Origin of the sequence: Flavobacterium soyae (assembly GCF_021245985.1) — a bacterium.
GTDB lineage: Bacteria > Bacteroidota > Bacteroidia > Flavobacteriales > Flavobacteriaceae > Flavobacterium > Flavobacterium soyae.
This window is the reverse complement of the sequence record NZ_JAJQXA010000007.1, coordinates 1-22,174: the sequence shown is the minus strand read 5'-3', so window position 1 is coordinate 22,174 and position 22,174 is coordinate 1. Positions and strand designations below refer to the sequence as shown.

Sequence of the window (22,174 nt, the reverse complement as noted above, 5' to 3'; positions counted from 1 at the left end):
AATTAGTTAATAGTATGGTTTAGTTAGTTGATTTTTTTGGTTTGATGTAAAAGCTGATTTTTAGAATAAAACAACTTATAATCATTATTGAAACAAATATATATAAAAAACAACAACACACAATCGGTTGCGTTAATATTTTTTAAGAATTATAAAAAAATATTAGATTAAAAAAACATATAGTTTATTTATACACCTAAAACATTGTATTATCTTCATATTTTAAAACTTGTTAGTTTAAAAGATTATGAATTAAAAGATGTTTTATTCAAAATATTAAAAAATGTATAAAATATAGAATTTAAGATATTTTTAATATCCCTACATCGTTTTAGTAATACTAAAATTACAGGATAATTGAAATTTTAACTTAATATTCTAAAGAAAAGCAGAATACGAGCGCATCTCTAAAATTATTTACTTAAAAACAGTTCAGAAAGGCAATCGGTTGTTGAAAAGTCATAAAAAAAGCCCTTTTCAGAGCGAAAAGGGCTTTAAACAGTTGTATGTTTTTTCTAGTTTAGAGATTCATTTTTTTTAGCATCTTCAACAAACTGTTTTAAACCAATGTCAGTAAGCGGATGTTTTAATAATCCCTTAATTGCCGAAAGCGGTCCGGTCATTACATCTGATCCAACTTTGGCACAATTTACGATATGCATTGTATGTCTTACCGAAGCTGATAATATTTGTGTTTGATAATCATAATTATCGTAGATCTCTCTGATTTCAGCAATTAGGTGCATTCCGTCTGTCGAAACATCATCTAATCTTCCTAAAAATGGAGAAACATATGTTGCTCCGGATTTTGCGGCCAATAAAGCCTGACCTGCAGAAAACACCAGCGTTACATTAGTTTTTATCCCTTTAGAAGAAAAATATTTACAAGCTTTTACTCCATCGCCAATCATAGGTAGTTTCACCACAATCTGCGGATGTAAAGCGGCCAGCTCTTCTCCTTCTCTTATCATTCCTTCAAAATCAGTAGAGATTACCTCAGCAGAAACATCGCCATCGACTATATTACAAATGTCTAAATAATGTTTCAGGATATTTTCTTTTCCGGTAATCCCTTCTTTTGCCATTAAAGACGGATTAGTGGTTACACCATCGAGAACACCAAGTGATTGTGCTTCCCGAATGTCTTCCAGATTAGCGGTATCAATAAAAAATTTCATAAGTTTTTGTGTTTAAAGTTGGTCGTTATTGTGTGGTCTGCAATTGTTTTAATGGAGTATGTGAGGTTTGTCATTTCGACTGAAAGGAGAAATCGCACAAGTAATTCGACATGTAAAATCACCAATCTTTGTAGAGTTTCTTATGCGATTTCTCGTTTCTCGAAATGACAAGATTGTGTGTAGAAACGCACAGCAGTGCGTCTAACTTTTAGTGAGTGAAAATGTGCATCTCGACCGATTCTGCTCTTCAAAAAACCTTCAATAAAAAAATAACTCACTTAATAATTTTATCAAACTGACTTTATTTTTAAACTTCAATTTTCAAAAAATAGTAACTAAACCTTCTAATCTATTTTTCTTCAATTTTCATTCAAAAACAAGTCATAATCTTAATACACATTTCTCATTTTATATCACAAAAAATAATCAAAAAAATCGATGAGGCAGCTGTTGAATAATTGCCACTTTCTAAAGCTGTCACATTAAAATTTAATTTTATTTCTTAGATAGTTTCTCACTAATAAATTTTAAACACATAGATACATAGTTTTCTTTATCGATAAAGGCGTTTCACTTGTTTAAACAAATCCCAATAACTATCGGGACTATATGATAAAATCCAGATTTTATTTAAACAACCTTATGATAAAATTTAAATCTATGTTTCTATGTGTTTAAATAAAATATTAAATATATTGGTTAATGATATTTTCAAACAATTCCTGTTTACCGCTTTGAAGCGTTAACTCTCCGTTTTGGTTTGCTATATCGTATAAATCTTTAAGGTTTAATTTTCCGTTTTCGAAATCTTTTCCTTTTCCAGAATCAAAAGAGCTGTATCTTTCTGTTCTTAATTTTTCGTAAGGAGAAGAAGTGATAATTTTATCTGCAGTCAATAAAGCTCTTGCAAAAGTATCAGCACCGCCAATATGAGCTAAGAAAACATCTTCAAGATCTGTTGAATTTCTTCTGATTTTAGCATCAAAATTAACTCCTCCGCCTTGCAGTCCTCCGGCTTTTAAGAAAACTAACATTGCCTCAGTAGTTTCCTGAATGTTATTTGGGAACTGGTCCGTATCCCAGCCGTTTTGGTAATCACCTCTGTTTGCATCGATACTTCCTAACATTCCAGCTTTTGCAGCAACTTCTAATTCGTGTTGGAAAGTGTGCTGTGCCAATGTAGCGTGGTTTACCTCAATGTTGATTTTGAAATCTTTGTCTAAACCGTAATTTTTTAAGAATCCAATTGCAGTAGCTGAGTCAAAATCGTATTGGTGTTTTGATGGCTCCATTGGTTTTGGCTCGATAAAGAAAGTTCCTTTAAAACCTTGCGCTCTTGCGTAGTCTCTGGACATTGCTAAAAATTGCGCCATGTGGTCTAATTCTCTTCCCATATCTGTGTTTAGTAAAGACATATAACCTTCTCTACCACCCCAGAATACATAGTTTTCACCGCCTAAAGCAATTGTTGCGTCTAGAGCTAATTTTACTTGTCCTCCAGCTCTTGCCACTACATTAAAATCAGGATTTGTAGCTGCACCGTTCATAAATCTTGGGTTTGAGAAACAGTTTGAAGTTCCCCAAAGCAATTTAATTCCAGACTCTGCTTTTTTCTGTTTTAAGTAATCTGTAATGAATGCTAAACGTTTTTCTGATTCTGCAAAAGTTGCACCTTCAGCAATCAAATCGTAATCGTGAAAACAGAAATAATCGAATCCCATTTTACTGATAAATTCAAAAGCAGCATCTGCTTTATCTTTTGCAGCCTGATACGGATCTGAAGACTGATCCCATGCAAATTGCTGTGTTCCTGGCCCGAATGGATCACTTCCTTGCCCGCAGAATGTATGCCAATATGCAATTGCAAATTTAAAATGCTCACGCATTGTTTTTCCAGCTACAATCTGGTCTGGATTGTAATATTTAAATGCCAACGGATTATCAGATTCTTTTCCTTCAAATTTAATTTGGCCAATACCTTTGTAGTATTCTTTATCTCCTAAAACTATCATTTGATTTTTTATTTAGTTGTTAATATTAATTCTAATTCTTTTTTCCATTTTTGGTAAGCCGCTTCATATTCCTCTTTATTTTTTAAAGGTAAAAAGGTCATTACGTGATCGTTTGTTGTAATTCCTGAACCAAATTTTTCAAAGTCACCATCTGTCAAGCCTACTGCTCTTGCCGCTCCTACTGCTCCGGTCGTATTGTAAATTTCTATTTCATGTCCAATTAATGTGGCAACTGTATTAGAGAAAATTTCGGAACGGAAAAGGTTATCATTTCCGGCTCTAATTACATTAATCGTTGCATTATCATCTTTCAGGCATTCCATTCCGTAAACAAAAGAAAATGCAATTGCTTCCAAAGATGCTCTGAATAAATGCGCGTTGGTATGAATATTAAAATTCAGATTTAAAATATGTGATCCAATGTTTTTATTATTGAACATTCTTTCAGCGCCATTTCCAAACGGAATGACAACCAATCCTTGCGAACCTACATTTATCTGAGATGCTTTTTCATTCATTTCTTCATAAGACTCATTTCCGATATTGTTTCGCATCCATCTGTATTGGATTCCTGCTCCGTTTATGTTCAGCAATTTTCCAACTCTCGGATTTGATTCAGCATAATTTACATGAACGAAGTTGTTTACACGAGTACTTTTTCCTGAATTTGTTTCTGTAACGGCATAAAAAACGCCTGATGTACCACCTGTTGCTGCAACTTCTCCTGGACGAAGCACATTTAATGACAAAGCATTATTAGGCTGATCTCCTGCTCTGTAAACGATTGGAATTCCTGCAGGAAGCCCCGATTCTTTTGAAGCTTTCTCTGTAACAATTCCCTGGTTCGTAAAATTCTCTACAATTTTTGGTGTCAGCGATTGGTCAATTCCGTAATAATCTAAAAGCCAGTCAGCTACTTTATTTTCTTTATAATCCCAAAGCATTCCTTCAGACAAACCATTTTTGGTAGTCGTTACTTCGCCTGTCAATTTCAAAGCGATGTAATCTCCCGGAAGCATGTATTTATCAATTTTATTGTAAACTTCAGACTCGTTTTCTTTTACCCATTTTAGTTTCGAAGCCGTAAAATTTCCCGGAGAATTCAGTAAATGTTCCATACATTTTTGCTCTCCAATCTCGGCGAAAGCCTTGCTGCCAATTTCAACCGCACGACTGTCACACCAAATAATTGAGTTTCGCAGCGCATTTCCGGCTTTATCCACAATTACCAATCCGTGCATTTGGTATGAAATACCAATTCCCTGAATTTTAGATGCATCTATATTAGCTTCGCGAATTGCTCTTTTGGTTGCCGTACAAATGTACTGCCACCAAATTTCAGGATCTTGCTCTGCCCAATCTGGGTGAATCGACAAGATTTCCATTTCGTTCTGCGGTTCATTCAAAACGATTACTTTTTTACCCGTTTCTGCTTCTACCAAGGCTGCCTTGACCGAAGAACTTCCAATATCATATCCGATATAATACATAATTTACAATGATTCTCTTATTATTAATTTTGTCGGCACATAACACTGAGTTTCTTCTTCATGCGTAATAAATGCCGCTGCTTTGGTTCCTAATTCCATAAAATCAGTTGACACAACTGAAATTCCTTTGTATATAAATTTCTTCATTGGCGTTTCGTTATACGACAAAAACCCAACGTCTTTTCCTGGTTCAAAATCTTTCTCTTTACACTGCTCTAAAAAGTGTCCCAAAATCCTGTCGCTTACACTGATATAAGCAATTCCTTTTTCGATATTGAACTTTTTAGAATCTGTAACAATCTCATATTCAAAATTAAAATCAGCACAGAATTTCTTAAAAAAATCAACCGTTTCCTTCGGGTGATTTGTAAAATCAGGATACACAAATTGTATCTTTTTGTACTTTTTAAACAAATCAGCTGCTTCTGTCAAAGACTCATAAAACGCTTTCCCAAAATCCTGAAAGACATAATTATTACTTTTATCTGCCTGAATATTCCAGTCTATCAAAAGCAATTTATCTTTTGAAATTGACGACAAAGCCGAAGCAATTTCTTTGTGATCAAAATTCATAACCACATATTTATAATACTTCCCAATTCCGTTATTGATGATCGTTTTAAAAACATCAATATTATAATGATGAAACTGCACATCAGTAATCACATTATCCGGCAGATTATTCACAAACGAATGATATAAAACTTCTTTATATGCCTTAAAAGTGTCTAAAACCAAAAGCACTTTTCTAGTTTTACCCGAAACGTAATATCCTTTATTTGGTACAGAATCAATTGTATTCTGGTCTTTTAAAATCGTATATGCTTTAAAAACCGTATCTCTCGACAACTGATTCGTTTTACAAATACTATTTACCGAAGGCAGCAAATCTCCTTTCTTCAATATATTTTCAGCAATGGCATTTGTTATTCCATCTACCAATTGCTGGTATTTAGGAATATCACTTTCATGATTTATTTCAAATACAAATTTTTCTTGTTCTTCATTCAGCATACCGTTCTGTTCCGTTCTGTTATGGCTTGCTAAAATAGTTAATTGTCTTTTATAAAAAAATACTTTTTACATTTAAATTGTTATCTTTTTATTTTATTCAAATTATATACTTTGGGCTTGCCTCTTCTGGTCGTCCCCAAGCTTCGGGATCGTTTCAGGTCCTCGCACTTCCTTCGTCAGGCTCCGGGCTTTCCACTGCTATCTCTCACGCAAATAATACATATCAAAAGCCAGCATAAATTACACAACCGATTGTAATTTTTGTGAAATTTTTTTAATCAGAATTTAATCAATTAATCTTCTTATTCCATAAGGATCAATTGTAACAATCGAACCATCTTCAAGATAATCAATTTTAGTTACTTTCATGCTTCTTAAATGCGTCACACCTTTTGATAAACTCGAATCGTGATAAAACAAATACCATTCGTTTTCAACCTCGCAAATAGAATGATGTGAAGTCCAGCCCACAACCGGATTTAAAATTCTTCCCTGATAAGTAAACGGACCATACGGATTATCGCCAACTGCATAACAAATAAAATGCGTATCTCCTGTTGAGTATGAAAAATAATATTTTCCGTTATATTTATGAACCCACGAAGCTTCAAAAAAACGACGGCTATTATCTCCGGCCAACAGAATTTCTCCGTTTTCATCCAGAATTTTAATTTCTTTTGGGTCTTCTGCAAACTCCAGCATATCATCACGAAGCAAAGCTACAATTGGACCTAAAGCAGGTTCATTTCCATCTGGTTCTTCATTTTCCTGATCGTATTTATTGTTTCTGTATTTTTGAAGCTGCCCGCCCCAAATTCCGCCAAAATAAATATAATGTTTGCCGTCTTCGTCTTCAAAAACTGCAGGATCAATGCTGTAACTTCCTTTTATGGCATCTGGCTGAGGTATAAAAGGCCCTGAAGGAGAATCGCTGATCGCTACTCCTATTTGAAAAATTCCGCTGGCACGTTTTGCGGGAAAATACAAATAATACTTTCCGTTTTTATGTGCTGCATCTGGCGCCCACATTTGTTTTTCTGCCCAGGCAACGTCATCAACATGCAATGCAATACCATTATCTACGGCTTTTGATGAAATGCTGTCCATCGAAAAAACGTGATAATCTTCCATCCCAAAATGATCTCCATTATCATTAAACGGAATTCCCGCATCGATATCATGCGACGGATAAATATAAATTTTACCATTAAATACATGCGCCGACGGATCGGCTGTATAAATGTGAGAAACTAAAGGCTTTGAAATCGCCAATTCATTAATTTCCTCAAAATTAATTTGTTCAATGCTATCTTCGGACATAGTAATATCTTGGTTTTAAATAATTAAATTCTTCTTTCTTTTAACTCGGTTTCAATCTGCACTTCCATTTGTTTATTGATTTTATAGAAAAACAATAATCCGGCTCCAATTAAAAATGGAATTGCAGGAAATATGCTGACTAATAATTTGATTCCGTTAATTGCAGTTTCGGTCTGTACTGCAGAATTTGGGGCATAGTGAAAATATCCTAAAAATAATGTTGTCAATGCGCCGCCAATACTCAATCCGGCTTTTAAGCCTACCATCATTGCTGAGAAAATAATAGCTGTGGCGCGGCGATTGTTCAGCCATTCTGAATAATCGGCAACATCAGCAATCATCGCCCAAAGAATTGGAATTGTTATTCCGTAGAAAAATCCGTGCAAGATTTGAGAGAAAAATATCAGACTAATTGATGTTGGCGGAAAGAAATAAAAAGCGATAATAAACAGCGTTGAAATAAATAAAAACAAACCAAATATATTTCGCTTTCCATATTTATCTGCAAGGTTTTTAGAAAATGTAATTCCAACAATCATAAAAATAATTCCGCCGGCATTAAACAATCCGAATCCGGCCGAAACAGAGTCTTTACCAAAATGATTCAAACCAATATTCGATAAAGCATCTAAAATAGGCTGAATAAAAACGGCTAATTGACCTTTATCTACATAGTTTTCAAAATAATACACATACGAACCGCCTTTCATTGCCAGTGTAATAAAAACCAAAGTTGTAAGCGAAAGCATAATTACCCACGGTCTGTTTTTTACTAAATCGCTTAAATCTTCTTTTATACTTGATTTTTGTTCCGGTTTCGGAATAATTCTTTCTTTTGTAGTCAAAAAGGTGATTAAAAGCATAATCGTTCCAATGATTGCTAAAACGGTCATTACTTTTTCGATACCAATTGCTTTATCTCCGTTTCCGGCACTTTTAATAATTCCGAGCATAAATACCTGAACAAAAAACTGTGCAAACATAACGGCCACAAAACGATAGGATGACATACTGTTTCTCTCTGACATATCGCCTGTAATTACACCACTTAAAGCGGAATACGGCAGGTTATTTCCTGCATAAAAAAGCAGCAACAAAGTATAAGTTGCAACAGCATAAATTACTTTTCCTTTATACGAAAAATCAGGAGTTGAAAATGCTAATAATGCCACTATTCCAAGCGGAATTGCGGTTGCCAAAATCCACGGTCTGAATTTTCCCCATTTAGTACTGGTTCTATCTGCTAAAACGCCAATAATAGGATTGAAAATAAAAGCTGCAACTAAACCCACAATCAACATGATGATAGAAGAATCTGTTGGCGATAATCCGTAAATATCGGTATAGAAATAAGCCAGATATGTCATCAAAGTTTGAAAAACTAAATTGGCCGCCAAGTCTCCTAAGCTGTATCCAATTTTTTCTTTGATGGATAATTTTTGTGAAGTGTTATTCATTTTGTGGTTTGTGGTTAGTTAATTTTTTGTTTTAAACTTAGTTCTTTTTTGTCAAGGAGGAACGAGAAATCTTCGTTTGCTGACCCAGCTTGTGGAGTTACTTGCGAAGATTTCTCGTTCCTCGAAATTGACAAGATTGTGTTGAATTTTATTTAAAACAATCGGTTGTGTAAAATTATACAAAAAAACATATCATGCAAATTTACTTTACTTTATTTAAAGAATATTTTTAAAAACAACCGATTGTTAATAATATTTTAATTCCAAACCTGATTTAACTCGTTATTCTTTCGTTTTCTTCAACTTTAAAATACTATCGTAAGCTTGTTTATGTTTCAAATCTTTATCAAATGGAAGCGGATAATTGGTTCTTCCTTTTATCGGCCAGTCGTTTAACCACGATTGTCCATCATAAACTCCCCAAAAAGTTACTCGACTAATCTTGTCTTTATGCTTTAAAAATAGTTTAAAAATTGATGCATAACGTTCTACCAGCTGTGTTTGAACAGAATCAGGCAGTTTTTCAGGATACGGATTCATTTTGGCACTTCCTTCAAATTTCTGATTTACATCCGCGCCTTTTAAATCCCACGGATTTGGTAAAACGGTAATATCCAGTTCTGTAAAAGCAACTTTAATTCCCAATGCTGAATATTCTAAAATACTTTTTTCAATTTCTTCTATCGATGGGCTTTGCAGTCTCCAATGTCCCTGAATACCAACACCGTCAACTTTTCCTCCTGCTGCTTTTATTTTTTTGATTAAAGCAATTGCTCCAGCTCGTTTTGCCGGTTCTTCAATATTATAATCGTTGTAGTACAAATCCACTTTTGGATCGGCTTTTTCTGCCAGTTTAAAAGCATCTACAAGATATTTTTCACCAAGTGTTTTAAAAAAAATAGATTGTCGCAAAGTTCCATCATCGTTCAAAGCTTCATTTACAACATCCCACGAATTGATTCTGCCTTTGTATTTTGAAACGATTGTCGTGATATGATCTCTCATAAAAGCTTTCATATCGGTACTATCTTCTATTTTTTCCATCCAAGGGGCTAATTGACTGTGCCATATCAAAGTATGTCCATGAATGAACATTTTGTTTTTCTCGCCGTACGCCACAAATTTGTCTGATAAAGCAAAATCATATTTGTCTTTTTGCGGATGCGTGTACATCGATTTCATGATGTTTTCTGCTGTTATAGCATTAAACTCTTTCTTAATCAATGAATCAACTTTTGCATCTTTTTCTTCAATTTGATCCGCACTTAAAGCTGTACCAATGTAAAAGTCCTTTTTATAAACATCTTTTAATGAAGTGACTCCTTTTTTAGCAGAACAGTTTACAAACAAAACCGCTGTGACTGCCAGTAAACATGGGTTAATAAATTTCATATATTTTGGGTTTAATAGTTATTTTGTCAACAGGGACCTGATAGGTTTTAAAAACCCGTCAGGTCTAATCTGCGTTTATAGTTTTGTCAATTTCGACGAAGGAGAAATCTTCCGCAGGAAACTCGACAAAGATTGAATTCTCGTTGCGGAGTTACTTGCGAAGATTTCTCGTTCCTGAGAAATGACAAACAGAACTTATAATAATTACTCTTTTCTAAAACTCTCCGGCGGCCCTAAATACGACTTCAAAATTTTACCTTCTTCAGTCTCAATTACAATCTTCTGAAGCACTAAAGCCGGATCAATTCCGTAAAATTTTAAAACATGATTTCCAGCCTTTTCAATTGTATGCACTGATGTGATAATTTTGATATTATTTGCAACAGATTCCGCCCAGTTTTTCTCTGAATTATCTGCATTAAAATTGATTATTTGAGGTTTTTCTTCATCAAAAGCAATTCCATATTTCAAACCGTCACGAGTCGTAAAATTAATCGTTGGCGAAAAATACGCATGAACTTTTACATTCCCTTTGCTGAAAAAATGAACATCGTATTCTAATCTTGGCGATTGTTCTGAAATTTCAATAGGTTTAATATTCGAAGGCTTTAAAGTTACTCCGGATTCTGTTCTTCCAAGATTTGGAATTGTGGTCCATTTTACTGCATCTGAATTTATTGCTCTTGAATAATTTTTACTTTCTATTGAAATGTAACCGTTGTCCTCAACAAAACCACGAACATGATATAAATCTCTATTTTTATTAATCGATGTTTCAGACTTTGGAAAATCCTCAGCAGCAATCTTTGTCACCTCTTTTATTGCAAGCTCGATTGTTTTTGTTTGTGGAATTATATTTTTATCCGGCTGCTGCCAATTATCATAACCAATGTGTGTCTGCGACATTATATGATTCCATTTTCCGTTGGCCAATTTTGTATGATAATAATTCGTGAGCAGACTATCTCTTCCAAATAATTCTTTTACTTTTTCAGCATATAAATTGGCAGAAGCTCTTCCCTGACTTGCATACAACTGATTTTTAGCCACAGCGACATACATTTCAATTAAATTGGAACTCGCTAAAACAGGAAACAAAACCAATTGATAAAAAGCATCTTTATATTCTGGATGTAATTTTTTGTTTATTGAATTGGCTTTCTGAACTAGTTTTTTATAATCTTCGACAACTTTTTCCGCTTCATTATAATTCGTGATGCTGTACGTTTTTGAATCTAACAATTCGGGTTTTCTTCTGGAATTGTATTTGGTGTATAATTTTAAAATTTCGGCAATATCATTTGTATTTTGGTCTCCAAAATTTTCTTTTGCCCAATTTACATAATATTGATCTAAATTTCCGGCATTGAACTTTTCTGGATTCCACGCCATATCTAAGAAAAATTCTATTGGAAATTCCATGGGTTTAATGTCGCCAACATTTACAATCCAGATTTTATCAACGCCGTATTGATAAGCCAAATTCATTTGTTCCCAGATACGTTCAATTTGGTTCGTGTTGATCCATTTGTAATTTCGCGGCCCGCCTACGTAATCAAAATGATAGTAAATTCCGTAACCGCCTTTTCTTGGTTTTGAATCGAGCTCCGGCAGTTTTCTGATATTTCCCCAATTGTCATCACACAACAAAAGCGTAATATCATCAGGAACCGTCATTCCCTTATCGTAATAATCCTGAACTTCTTTATAAAGCGCCCACATTTGAGGCGTTTCTTCGGCTGGTTTATTAGTAATTTCTGCAATGATATTTCTTTGGGTTTTTACGATATTTTCTAATAACCCAATTGCAGTTCCTTCGGTCATAGGTTCGTCGCCGTCACCGCGCATTCCAACAGTCACAATTGTTTCGTTGTTTCCCATTCTTTTAATTCCGTCTTTCCAGAAATTAATCAAAGCTTCTGAATTGGTATTAAAATCCCATTTTCCGTTTGACTTACCCCATTCTGCATGTGCCCTTGTTAACGGTTCGTGATGCGAAGTTCCCATAACAATTCCGTATTCGTTGGCCAAAACAGCATTCTGCGGATCTTCGACATAAAACATTCTGCCCCACATTGCTGGCCACAAATAATTGCCTTTCATTCGCAAAATCAATTCAAAAACTTTATCATAGAATTTCGAATTGAATCCGCCATATTTTTCAAATGCCCAGCCGGATAAAGCGGGAGCTTCGTCGTTTATAAAAATCCCTCTGTATTTTACTTTTGGTTCTCCCTGCGAATGAATTCCAGGTACAACATGTAATTCTGATTGTTTTTTAATCGGAACATCTGCCCAATAATACCATGGCGAAACGCCAATTTGATTGGATAAATCGTAGATTCCGTAAATCGTTCCTCTTTTATCCGAGCCTGCAATTACCAATGCTTTTTTAATTCCTTTAAAAGGATTCTCGACAATTTGTGTGGTAAATTTTTCCCATTTTCCGCGAAGTTCGTTTGCATTAATTTTTCCTTCTTTGGCTAATTGATCTATAATTTTGCTTTTTCCGAGTGTTCCAATAATGACCACAAAATCCCGAGCCTCTGAAATTGCACTAATTCGTTTTGGATGTAAATCTGAAACCTGAAAAATGTCGTTTTCTAGATGTCCTGCTACTTTTAAAACGCCTGAAAAATCAGTTTTGCTTATTAAAATTGAAGCCGTTTTTCCTTTTGAAACCAAAGGGAAATTTTCGGCGGAAGCCTGATTTACTATGTATTTCTCTGGATTTATGGCATACGATTTTGTGCTTAATCCGAGAAGGAAAAGCGACAAAAACATATTTAACAGCTTAAATTTTAAACACATAGAATCATAGATTTTCTTTGTTTGTAAAAAGACGTTTCACTTGTTTAAACAAACATGATTTTCTCTCAACAGAGACCTGACAGGTTTTTAAAACCTGTCAGGTCAAAATTCTCGACAGTACCCCCAGTTTTGTCATTTCAACGTAAGGAGAAATCGCACCCGGGATTCGACAAAGATTGGCGATATTTTGTGCGGAGTTCCTGGTGCGATTCCTCGTTCCTCGGAATGACAAACGAAACGTTTTACAAATTCAATTTATAAGCAATTCCTATTTCTAAACCTCGCAATTCAGCAAGCCCTTTTAATCTTCCTGTCAAAGAATATCCAGGGTATGTTTCTTTCGTTTCGTCAACCGAATGTAGAAACCCATGATCGGGACGCATTGGCAGGCTGATTTTTGTTTTGTTCATTAACAATAATAATTTTTCTACGATAACTTCCATATTGGCATCACCATTTAAATGTTCTGATTCCCTGAAAATAGTTTCGCTTTCGCGGATGGTATTTCGAAGATGTAAAAAGTGAATTCGGTCTCCAAAATCGTCTATAATTTTCTCGAGATTATTATCTGGGTTTGCTCCTAATGAGCCTGTGCAATAACATAAACCATTTGCTGTTGATGGAACGGCACTGAAAATGACTTTTAAATCAGCTTCTGTCGAAACAATCCTCGGAAGTCCTAAAACCGAAAATGGCGGATCATCTGGATGAATGGCTAGTTTTGAACCTGTTTCTTCTGCAACTGGAACAACTTCTGATAAAAAATAAATCAGGTTTTCTCTTAGTTTTTCGTTATCAATATTGGCATAATTATCTAATAAAGATAAAATCTGTTCAGCCGTAAAATTGATCGTACTTCCCGGCAATCCTAATAGAACATTTTTAAATAACAATGCTTTTTCAGGTTCCGAAAGTTTGTTCCCAAAATGCAGTGCATTTTGTTTTTGAACTTCAGAATAATCATTTTCCGCGTCTTGTCTTTTTAAAAGAAAAACATCAAAATAGGTAAAAGCATCCTGATTATATAGCAAGGCTTTACTTCCATCTTCGTTAATAAAATTATGATTCGTTCGCACCCAATCCAGAATTGGCATAAAATTGTAGGTGATGATTTTGATACCGCATTCTGCCAGATTTTGTAAACTGATTTTATAATTTTCGATGTATTGCAGATAATTTCCTGAAGCTCTTTTGATTTCTTCATGAACCGGAAGACTCTCCACCACAGTCCATTTTAGTCCGTTATTTCGAATGATTTCCTGTCTTTCTTTTATATCTGCAATTGTCCAGACATCGCCAACGGGAATTTGGTGCAAAGCGGTTACAATTCCTGTTGCTCCGGCTTGTTTAATATCGATTAAACTTACGTTGTCGTTTGGCCCGAACCATCGCATGGTTTGCTGCATTTTTATCATACTGACTATTTTTTGTGCCACGAAGTCGCTAAGTCACAAAGTTTTTTAAAATAGAACTTTGTGACTTAGCGACTTTGTGGCATTTTCACAATTAAAACCCAATACTGTTTCCGCCATCAACTGGCAAAACGGTTCCTGTTGTATATTTTGATTCGCTTAAAGCGAAATAATAAACGGCATCTGCAATGTCCGAAGGTTCTCCCAAAAAGCCCATTGGGGTTCTTCCCAGTACTTTATTTTTTCTTTCAGGATCATTGTCTAAAGCTGTTGATGACATTTTAGTTTTAATAAATCCCGGTGCAATACAGTTTACACGAATGCCAGACGGAGCCAATTCTACCGCCATTGCTCGCGTCATAGATTCGATCGCACCTTTACTTGCCGAATACGCAATTACTTTTGGGATTCCGTACTGCGAAGCCATAGAACTGATGTTGATAATGCTTCCTCCTCCATTTTCTTTCATGTTTTTTACCACTTCCCGGCTCACGGCAAAAACACTTAAAAGATTGGTATGAATTACCGATAGAAAATCTTCATCGGTTACATCTGAAAATTCTTTTTTGAGATTGATTCCTGCATTGTTGACCAAAATATCAATTAAGCCATTTTTGGTGATACTTTCGATCATAGCGGGAATTCCGGCAATGTCATTTAAGTCAAATAAAACCGGAATTGCATTTTCGCCAATTTGGTTACAGGCTTCTTCTGTTTTTTCTTTTGTTCTTCCTATGATGTAGGTTTTGATTCCGTTGTCACATAATTTCTTTGCGGTTGCAAATCCTAAACCTGAATTTCCTCCGGTTACTATTGCTGTTTTTTTACTCATAATTTTTTTAATATATTTTTGTTTTGGTACGCGGATGGCACGGATTCGCTATCGCTAAAACGCTGATTTACACGGATTTTTTTTATTTTTTTTATTTTTTTACTTCAAAAAATCCGTTTTTTTCCGTGTCTTCGCGATAGCAAATCCGTGTCATCCGCATTACATATACTCAATTTATTATCCATTTCCCGGTGCAAATGGAAATTTTAATGATTTAAAATACTCTAAAGTTTGTGTTGGTTTTTCTACTCCTGCAGGAAGTTCTTTTCCTGAAAACTGCTGAAAATACAATAAACAGGCATCACTCCACCATTTTGCTTCTTTCTGCTGAATTTCTAGTAACATTTTAACTTCGTTGAAACGTTCGCTGTCCACATATTTTTCTGCTTGATTCCAAACATTCTGCATTTCTTTGACTTGATTTACACCTTCTTGATATTTCAATGCTAAACCATTCCAAAGTGTTTGTCCGTTTTTTAGTTTATAATCCCATGAAACGTGATGAAACCATAATAAATCTTTCTCTGGGCAGGTTTCTGCAGTATCAAAAAGTTTCTCTATTTTGGGCGCATATTGCGAAGTAGCATTGGTTCCTAACTTTGATCTGTCAAAACCAATTCCATTTTTATCTGCTTTATGATAATAAACCGGGTTCCATTCAGGGCGTGATAAATTAGAAACCCACGGTCCAGGTCCATAATGATGTCCTGTATCCATAATATGATGCAGACCCAGCGGTGTCATATAATTGACAACCGCTTCACGCGAATTTATCATCATATTTTTAACTGGTTTTATGAAATTTTCATCGTTCGAAAATGTACATCTTAACCATTCATCGGCAATTGTTTCAGAATCTAAATAGGGATTCCAGGCCAATCTTCCGAAACCATACCAATTGGCCTGTGCAAAAGGATGTCCCGTCCAGTTTAAATCGTTCCCAATGTTTGATACTCCGGCAATTCCGGTTAGTTTGTTTTGATATAAAGTGCCGTCAATAACTTTGGCTACGGTCGAACCTTTTCCTTTTTGATAAGTATCTGATTCTAAAACTTCCTGAAATAATTTTGGAAGAAAAACCAAATGGGTGCTAAATCCTAAATATTCCTGCGTGATTTGAAATTCCATCATTAAGGGCGTTTTAGGCATCGCTCCAAATAACGGATGAAACGGTTCTCTGGGCTGAAAATCGATGGCTCCGTTTTTTACCTGAACGATTACATTTTCTTTAAATTTTCCATCATACGGCTGAAACTCAGCATAAGCTTGTTTTGCCCTATCGTTTGCATCGTGTTCTGAATATACAAATGCTCTCCACATAATTACGCCTCCAAACGGAGCAACTGCATCTGCCAGCATATTTGCGCCGTCAACGTGATCTCTTCCGTAATTTTGAGGGCCGGGCTGACCTTCTGAATTGGCTTTCACTAAAAAACCTCCAAAATCAGGAATTCGTTTGTAAATTTCAGCAGCTTTATTTTTCCACCAATTAATTACTTCGGGATCTATTGGATCGGCAGTTTTTAGATTTCCTATTTCGATTGGTGCTGAAAATCTTGCCGTTAAATAGACTTTTATTCCGTAAGGTCTAAAAACATTTGTTAAAGCTTCTACTTTTTCTAAATATTGTGGTGTCAGGATTAATGCGTTTGCATTTACATTTGTCAAAACCGCTCCGTTAATGCCAATTGATGCATTTGCTCTCGCGTAATCAATATAGCGCTGATCGATAAAATCAGGCAATTTCTGCCAATTCCATAAAGAGAAACCTGCGTAACCGCGTTCGACAGTTCTATCCAGATTATCCCAATGATTTAAGATACGGATATTTGTTTTTGGTGAATCGGCAATACTTAAGTTTTTGATTGATTTATTGGTCTGCATCAATCTTAAAAAATTAAAAACACCGTATAAAACTGCCACATCATTTTTTCCTGAAATGACAAGCTGCTTTTTATTTTTAAAACTAATTGATTTAATGATAAAACCTTCGTTGCTTATTTTATCAAAATCTGCTTGCAGCGCTTTTTGTAAATCAGGGTTTAAAGAAAGTTGAGAACCAATAATCAGATTATTTTCTCTTTTTATTTCTGCTTTAATTTCCAACTTATTTCCCAGCATACCAGCAATTCCGTTTTCTAATTCTTTTACAGCAATTCCTGAAGTTTCGGAATTTCCCAAAGAAACAATTCCCTGAATATTGTTTTTATATTCTGAAGCAATTGTTGAATTTGTTATTCTGTTATATTGAAGCCATAATTTATAATCCTTTTGCGCTAAAGCCGAAAAAGAAATCGAAAGAAACAGGAATACAAATTTTACTGAAGTCATTTACTAATTAGTTTATTCTTAAAAATTTCATTTTACAGCATCAGCATTTTACAGATTAATAATATTATTTGATAAAATTTTAATCTAAAAAATACATTATTATAAATAAAACAACAATTGCAATCGGTTGCGTAAAAATATAGGATTGTTGTTTAAGAAAAAAATTTTAGCACTCTTTTTTTCTTAAAATATATTTCTATAACAAATAAAAGCAGGATAATTATAAAAACTATCCTGCTTTAACGGGGTTGAATTCAGACTCTAAATCCTGAAATTAGATATTATAAATTTGATTTTATCGTTTGTAATAGGCAACAATACTCGCCTTTGCCAAGGTTTGATTCCAAAGATTAAAACCAACTACAGCCGGATTTGTATTTTCGTTAGTTCCCAATTTATCGGTTTTTAATGCATAAACAGTAATTATATATTGATGAAATCCGTGACCTTCTGGCGGGCAAGGACCTCCAAATCCTTTAATACCGTAATCTGTAATGCTTTGAATAGCTCCTTTTGGAATTAAATTGCTTTTTGTTCCAGCATTAGTAACCAATTCATTTACATTTTCCGGGATATCAACAACTATCCAATGCCAGAATCCGCTTCCTGTTGGCGCATCCGGATCGTACATCGTGATGGCAAAACTTTTTGTTCCTTCTGGAGCATTTTTCCATGACAACTCTGGAGATTGATTTTCTCCCGAACATCCAAATCCATTGAATTCCTGAATCTTAGTGATTTCTCCACCTAAATCCTTACTGGTTAAGGTAAATGTTTTTTGGGCAAAAATTGTTGTTGTAAAAATTAGTGACAACACCAAAATTAAATTTAGCTTTTTCATTTTACTACTTTTTAAAATTTTAAGCAAATTTAAGTTCGGCGATGCCAAAGAAATTTTAGAGAAAGGATCAAAAACTGTTGCTAAAAGTTCAGACTTTTTTGTGATCTCTGGGCGTAACACCGTATTTTAACTTATAAGCCTGGCTAAAGCTTGAAAAGTTTTCGTAACCGGCTTCAAAATAAACTTCGGAAGGGCTTTTTTCCTGACTCAGTAAATAATGCGCATGCTCGAGTCGTTTATTCTGAAACCATTTCATAGGAGATTCTGAATAATATTTTTCAAATTCTCTTTTAAAAGTTGAAACACTCATATTACACAAAAATGCTAATTCTTTTACAGTTAGTTTGCTGAGATGGCTGTTTTCTATAGTACGAATGAATTTTTGTGCAGTATGGTCGCCGTTTGTCGCAAGAGAATAAAGAAAATCAGTTCCATATTTATCAGTTAGATAAAGCATTATTTCTTCAAACTTCACTTCAAGCAATTTTCCCTGAACTGTTACCGAAAGTTGGGAAATATCAACTAAACTGTCTACAAAACGTTTTATAAACTCATCATAATCAAAAGCATAAACAGATTTTGACACTATTGATTCATATCTCTCTAATTTCATTTTTCTAATGAAGTTATTTACTGTATCATTAGAGAAAAATAAAAGTATGCTTTTGTAATTTGAATTTCCCGAAATCTTTTTTTCAGTCATCAAACAATTTCCGGATCTCATTATTATAAATTTAGAAGAATCTATAGATGATGCTGCATTATCGAAAATAACTTCTTTCGTTCCTTCAATAAGAAAACTAATGATATTCTGATTTAGTATAATCTGTTGTTTAGAAACATCTTTAGAACTATTGTAATCCACAACATGCACCAACTGTGCTTTTTCTAAATTCATTTCATCAGGAATTGTAATTGTTTTCATAATTTGTATTCTAAAAAATAAGAATATAATAGCTTACCAAATTACAAACGAATTGATATGCCATAATTAGAATTGCGTTAAATTTATTTCTGAGAAGATTCTCTTGCCAGCACTTCTGTATTTAAGAATGTAATTTCTTTTGCATCATCGTTTTTAGATGATTTCAAATTTTTGATAATAATTTCTGCTGCTGCTTTTCCCATTTTTTCGGCAGGATGGGTTATAGTCGACAAATTAGGATCTATAATTTGCGAAATGGGGTCGTTATTGAAACCGATTACTTTGAATTCTTCCGGGACTTTAATACCCCTTTTTTTAGCTGTCTGCACAGCACTTACGGCCAAAATATCTCCGGGAGCAAATAATCCGTCCGGCATTGGTTTTAGATCAAATAAAGCGTTGCTGGCCTTTACTCCTTCTTCGTAGGTTACAGAATTCAAATTAATAATCAATTCTTCTTCTACGGGAATATTATGATCTTTTAAAGCTTCTATATATCCTCTTTTCCTTTCATTGTACAGATTACCTAATTCTGAACCGGCAGTTAAATGTGCAATACGAATGCAGCCTTGCTCAATAAGATGTTTTGTTGCTTTGTAACCTGCTGTATAATTATCGATAACAACTCTAAAAGTATTGTAATCTTTAGGAACCCTGTCAACAAATACTAGCGGAATATTATTGTTTGAAAACTGATGAAAATGTGCCGTATCTCTGGTTTCCATTGCCAAAGAACAAATTACACCGCTTACACGATTGCTATATAAGGATTTAGCCATATTTACTTCTTCTTCATAAGAGTCATGTGACTGCATAATAATTACGGTATAATCCGATTTTTGAGCCGTAATTTCAATTCCGCTGATTAAGGACGATAAAAATGGCTGTGTAACGGTTGGAATTAAAACACCAATAGTTCTGGTTTTATTACCGCGTAAACCCGCAGCTAAAGTGTTGGGAACAAAACCCATTTCTTCGGCAGTTTTTTTCACTTTCTTTATCGTTTTATCACTAATAGTGTGATGGTCTTTTAAAGCGCGCGAAATAGTTGATGTTGCCAGATTTAAACGCTCGGCAATATCATAAATTGTTACATGTTTATTCTCTTCCATGAAATAAAAAATAGAAATGTAAATATAAACTATTTTCTCTCAAGATGTTCTTTCGTAAAAACTGGTGTTAAATAAAAGTATTTATTTTTCTTTTATACCATTCTTTTTATCTTTTAGAATTTTACCGTCTTTTGTAAACTCTAAATCGATTTTGTTTGTTAAATCAACATCCAAATCTTTGTGTCCATAGTCTATATGCGTTATTTTTTCGTTTGGATGATTTTTGGCAGCATAAGCTTTGATATTATCCGGAATAAAAGCAGTTGGAATTGGTTTGTCTCCACCATCCACTTCTCGATAAGATCCGTCTTTCCAAAATTCTACTTCTGTTCCGTCTTTTAATTTTACTTCAAAACCTTTTTCACCATATTCTGCATCTTTTTTGGCACTTACAACTGTGGTATGGCTAAAATGTTTTTTTAAAAATTCCTGTGCTGGTTTTGGCAGTTCTGTGACTTCTATTTTCTTCTGTGCACTAGCCGAGATTGTTATGGTGAACAATGCTATGGCCAAAAATATTTGATTTTTCATAATTCGTTTATTTAAGTATAGTCTCACTAATTTACTGCAAGAAAATTTGGCTTCAAATCTATTTAAGAAATTTTTAAAGTTTTTAAAACATATACACTATAATTTGTAACTTAGTCTAAACCATTAAATTATAAGCGCATGCGTTATATTCTAGCATTAACAATTATTCTCCTTATTGCATCTTGTAAAAAAGAAAACAACACTAATCTTTCCAATTATTTTACTTACGATCAAAGTAATGTTGAATCTGCAGGAGTGAAAATGATACCGATAAAAACACCTGCAGGAGAATTTAAAGTTTGGACAAAACGCTTTGGCAATAACCCAAAAATAAAAATTCTGCTATTGCATGGAGGTCCGGCAATGACACATGAATACATGGAATGCTTTGAAACATTTTTTCAACGGGAAGGTTTCGAATTTTACGAATACGATCAATTAGGGTCTTATTACAGTGACCAGCCAAAAGACAGCAGTTTATGGACAATTGACAGATTTGTAGACGAAGTGGAACAAGTACGTAAAGCAATTAATGCCGACAAAGAAAATTTTTATGTTCTGGGAAATTCCTGGGGAGGAATACTTGCAATGGAGTATGCCTTGAAATATCAGCAAAATATGAAAGGGTTATTAGTATCGAACATGATGGCCAGTGCTCCAGAGTACGGAAAATATGCTGACGAAGTTTTAGCAAAACAAATGAAACCCGAAATTTTAGCAAAAATAAGAGCTTTAGAAGCTAAAAAAGATTTTAGCAATCCAAGATATATGGAATTATTACTCCCAAATTTTTACAAAGAACATCTATGCCGATTACAAGAATGGCCAGACGGATTAAACCGTGCCAGCAAACATCTAAATGGAGAAATTTATACTATGATGCAAGGACCAAGTGAATTTGGCATTAGCGGAAGATTAGCCAAATGGGATATTAAAAATCGTTTACATGAAATCACAATTCCAACTCTGATGATTGGTGCAAAATATGACACAATGGACCCAAAAGCAATGGAAGAACAAAGTAAATTAGTCAAAAAAGGACGTTATTTATATTGCCCAAACGGCAGTCATTTAGCAATGTGGGATGATCAGAAAGTCTTTATGAATGGTGTAATTCAATTTATTAATGATATTGACAATAAAAAAATATAGTAAAAAACAAATCATAACATCCTGTAAAATATTGCCTGCGGTTTCAACCGCAGGATCGTTCTGCATGAACGTTATACATATATTATGATTAGAGAATTCAAGGAGAATTTAAGATACTAAAGATTTCCAGAAAATATTTTGGTTCTGGATCCAAAACATCTGTAAAACAAAAAATCCTCATCAAATGAATGATGAGGATTCTTCAAAGAAAGGCGACGACATACTCTCCCACAATACTGCAGTACCATCTGCGCAGGCGGGCTTAACTACTCTGTTCGGGATGGGAAGAGGTGAGCCCCGCCGCAATAACCACCTTAAGGTTTTTAGTTGTTGGTTTGTGGTTGTCGGTTGATGGATTTCTCCA

16 protein-coding genes and 1 rRNA gene are annotated in these 22,174 nt (G+C 34.3%); 1 reads left to right on the top strand and 16 read right to left on the bottom strand.

Annotated elements, in window-relative coordinates:
* Window positions 1-515: 515 nt before the first annotated feature.
* The 15 genes from fsa to LUU93_RS10540 form a co-directional block, all read right to left on the bottom strand.
* Complete coding sequence (gene fsa / locus LUU93_RS10610) at window positions 516-1,178, bottom strand: fructose-6-phosphate aldolase (protein ID WP_232681003.1); 663 nt, start codon at window positions 1,176-1,178, stop codon at window positions 516-518.
* Between the two features lie 686 nt (window positions 1,179-1,864).
* Window positions 1,865-3,190, bottom strand: coding sequence for a xylose isomerase (xylA, locus tag LUU93_RS10605; protein ID WP_232681002.1), 1,326 nt, complete (start codon window positions 3,188-3,190; stop codon window positions 1,865-1,867).
* An 8-nt stretch (window positions 3,191-3,198) separates the two neighbouring features.
* Window positions 3,199-4,680, bottom strand: coding sequence for a xylulokinase (locus tag LUU93_RS10600; RefSeq protein ID WP_232681000.1), 1,482 nt, complete (start codon window positions 4,678-4,680; stop codon window positions 3,199-3,201).
* A 3-nt stretch (window positions 4,681-4,683) separates the two neighbouring features.
* On the bottom strand, window positions 4,684-5,694 hold the full coding sequence (locus LUU93_RS10595; protein WP_232680998.1) for a GntR family transcriptional regulator: 1,011 nt from the start codon (window positions 5,692-5,694) through the stop codon (window positions 4,684-4,686).
* 285 nt (window positions 5,695-5,979) lie between these two features.
* On the bottom strand, window positions 5,980-7,014 hold the full coding sequence (locus tag LUU93_RS10590; RefSeq protein WP_232680996.1) for a glycoside hydrolase family 43 protein: 1,035 nt from the start codon (window positions 7,012-7,014) through the stop codon (window positions 5,980-5,982).
* 23 nt (window positions 7,015-7,037) lie between these two features.
* Window positions 7,038-8,471, bottom strand: coding sequence for an MFS transporter (locus LUU93_RS10585; RefSeq protein WP_232680994.1), 1,434 nt, complete (start codon window positions 8,469-8,471; stop codon window positions 7,038-7,040).
* 282 nt (window positions 8,472-8,753) lie between these two features.
* Window positions 8,754-9,863 (bottom strand): endo-1,4-beta-xylanase, encoded by a 1,110-nt coding sequence (locus LUU93_RS10580; protein ID WP_232680992.1) that lies wholly within the window; start codon window positions 9,861-9,863, stop codon window positions 8,754-8,756.
* Between the two features lie 204 nt (window positions 9,864-10,067).
* Window positions 10,068-12,647 (bottom strand): glycosyl hydrolase 115 family protein, encoded by a 2,580-nt coding sequence (locus LUU93_RS10575; RefSeq protein WP_232680991.1) that lies wholly within the window; start codon window positions 12,645-12,647, stop codon window positions 10,068-10,070.
* Between the two features lie 269 nt (window positions 12,648-12,916).
* The gene (uxuA, locus tag LUU93_RS10570) at window positions 12,917-14,080 is read right to left on the bottom strand and encodes a mannonate dehydratase (protein ID WP_232681259.1); all 1,164 of its coding nucleotides are present in this window, start codon (window positions 14,078-14,080) and stop codon (window positions 12,917-12,919) included.
* 100 nt (window positions 14,081-14,180) lie between these two features.
* Window positions 14,181-14,918, bottom strand: coding sequence for an SDR family NAD(P)-dependent oxidoreductase (locus tag LUU93_RS10565; RefSeq protein ID WP_232680989.1), 738 nt, complete (start codon window positions 14,916-14,918; stop codon window positions 14,181-14,183).
* A 177-nt stretch (window positions 14,919-15,095) separates the two neighbouring features.
* Window positions 15,096-17,249: an alpha-glucuronidase family glycosyl hydrolase gene (locus LUU93_RS10560; RefSeq protein ID WP_232680988.1), complete on the bottom strand. Its 2,154-nt coding sequence runs from the start codon at window positions 17,247-17,249 to the stop codon at window positions 15,096-15,098.
* A 295-nt stretch (window positions 17,250-17,544) separates the two neighbouring features.
* Window positions 17,545-18,090: a YbhB/YbcL family Raf kinase inhibitor-like protein gene (locus tag LUU93_RS10555; RefSeq protein ID WP_232680987.1), complete on the bottom strand. Its 546-nt coding sequence runs from the start codon at window positions 18,088-18,090 to the stop codon at window positions 17,545-17,547.
* Between the two features lie 88 nt (window positions 18,091-18,178).
* Complete coding sequence (locus LUU93_RS10550; protein ID WP_232680985.1) at window positions 18,179-19,015, bottom strand: helix-turn-helix domain-containing protein; 837 nt, start codon at window positions 19,013-19,015, stop codon at window positions 18,179-18,181.
* A gap of 83 nt (window positions 19,016-19,098) precedes the next feature.
* A complete protein-coding gene (locus LUU93_RS10545; protein ID WP_232680984.1) occupies window positions 19,099-20,127 on the bottom strand; it encodes a LacI family DNA-binding transcriptional regulator in 1,029 nt (342 codons plus the stop codon).
* Window positions 20,128-20,208: 81 nt separating this feature from the next.
* The gene (locus LUU93_RS10540) at window positions 20,209-20,658 is read right to left on the bottom strand and encodes a PepSY-like domain-containing protein (RefSeq protein WP_232680982.1); all 450 of its coding nucleotides are present in this window, start codon (window positions 20,656-20,658) and stop codon (window positions 20,209-20,211) included.
* A 138-nt stretch (window positions 20,659-20,796) separates the two neighbouring features.
* Here LUU93_RS10540 and LUU93_RS10535 point away from each other — a divergent pair, with 138 nt between their 5' ends.
* A complete protein-coding gene (locus LUU93_RS10535) occupies window positions 20,797-21,810 on the top strand; it encodes a proline-specific peptidase family protein (RefSeq protein ID WP_232680981.1) in 1,014 nt (337 codons plus the stop codon).
* A gap of 207 nt (window positions 21,811-22,017) precedes the next feature.
* On the opposite strand, the gene rrf is transcribed toward LUU93_RS10535, so the two are convergent.
* A 5S ribosomal RNA gene (rrf, locus tag LUU93_RS10530) occupies window positions 22,018-22,127 on the bottom strand.
* Between the last annotated feature and the right edge of the window lie 47 nt (window positions 22,128-22,174).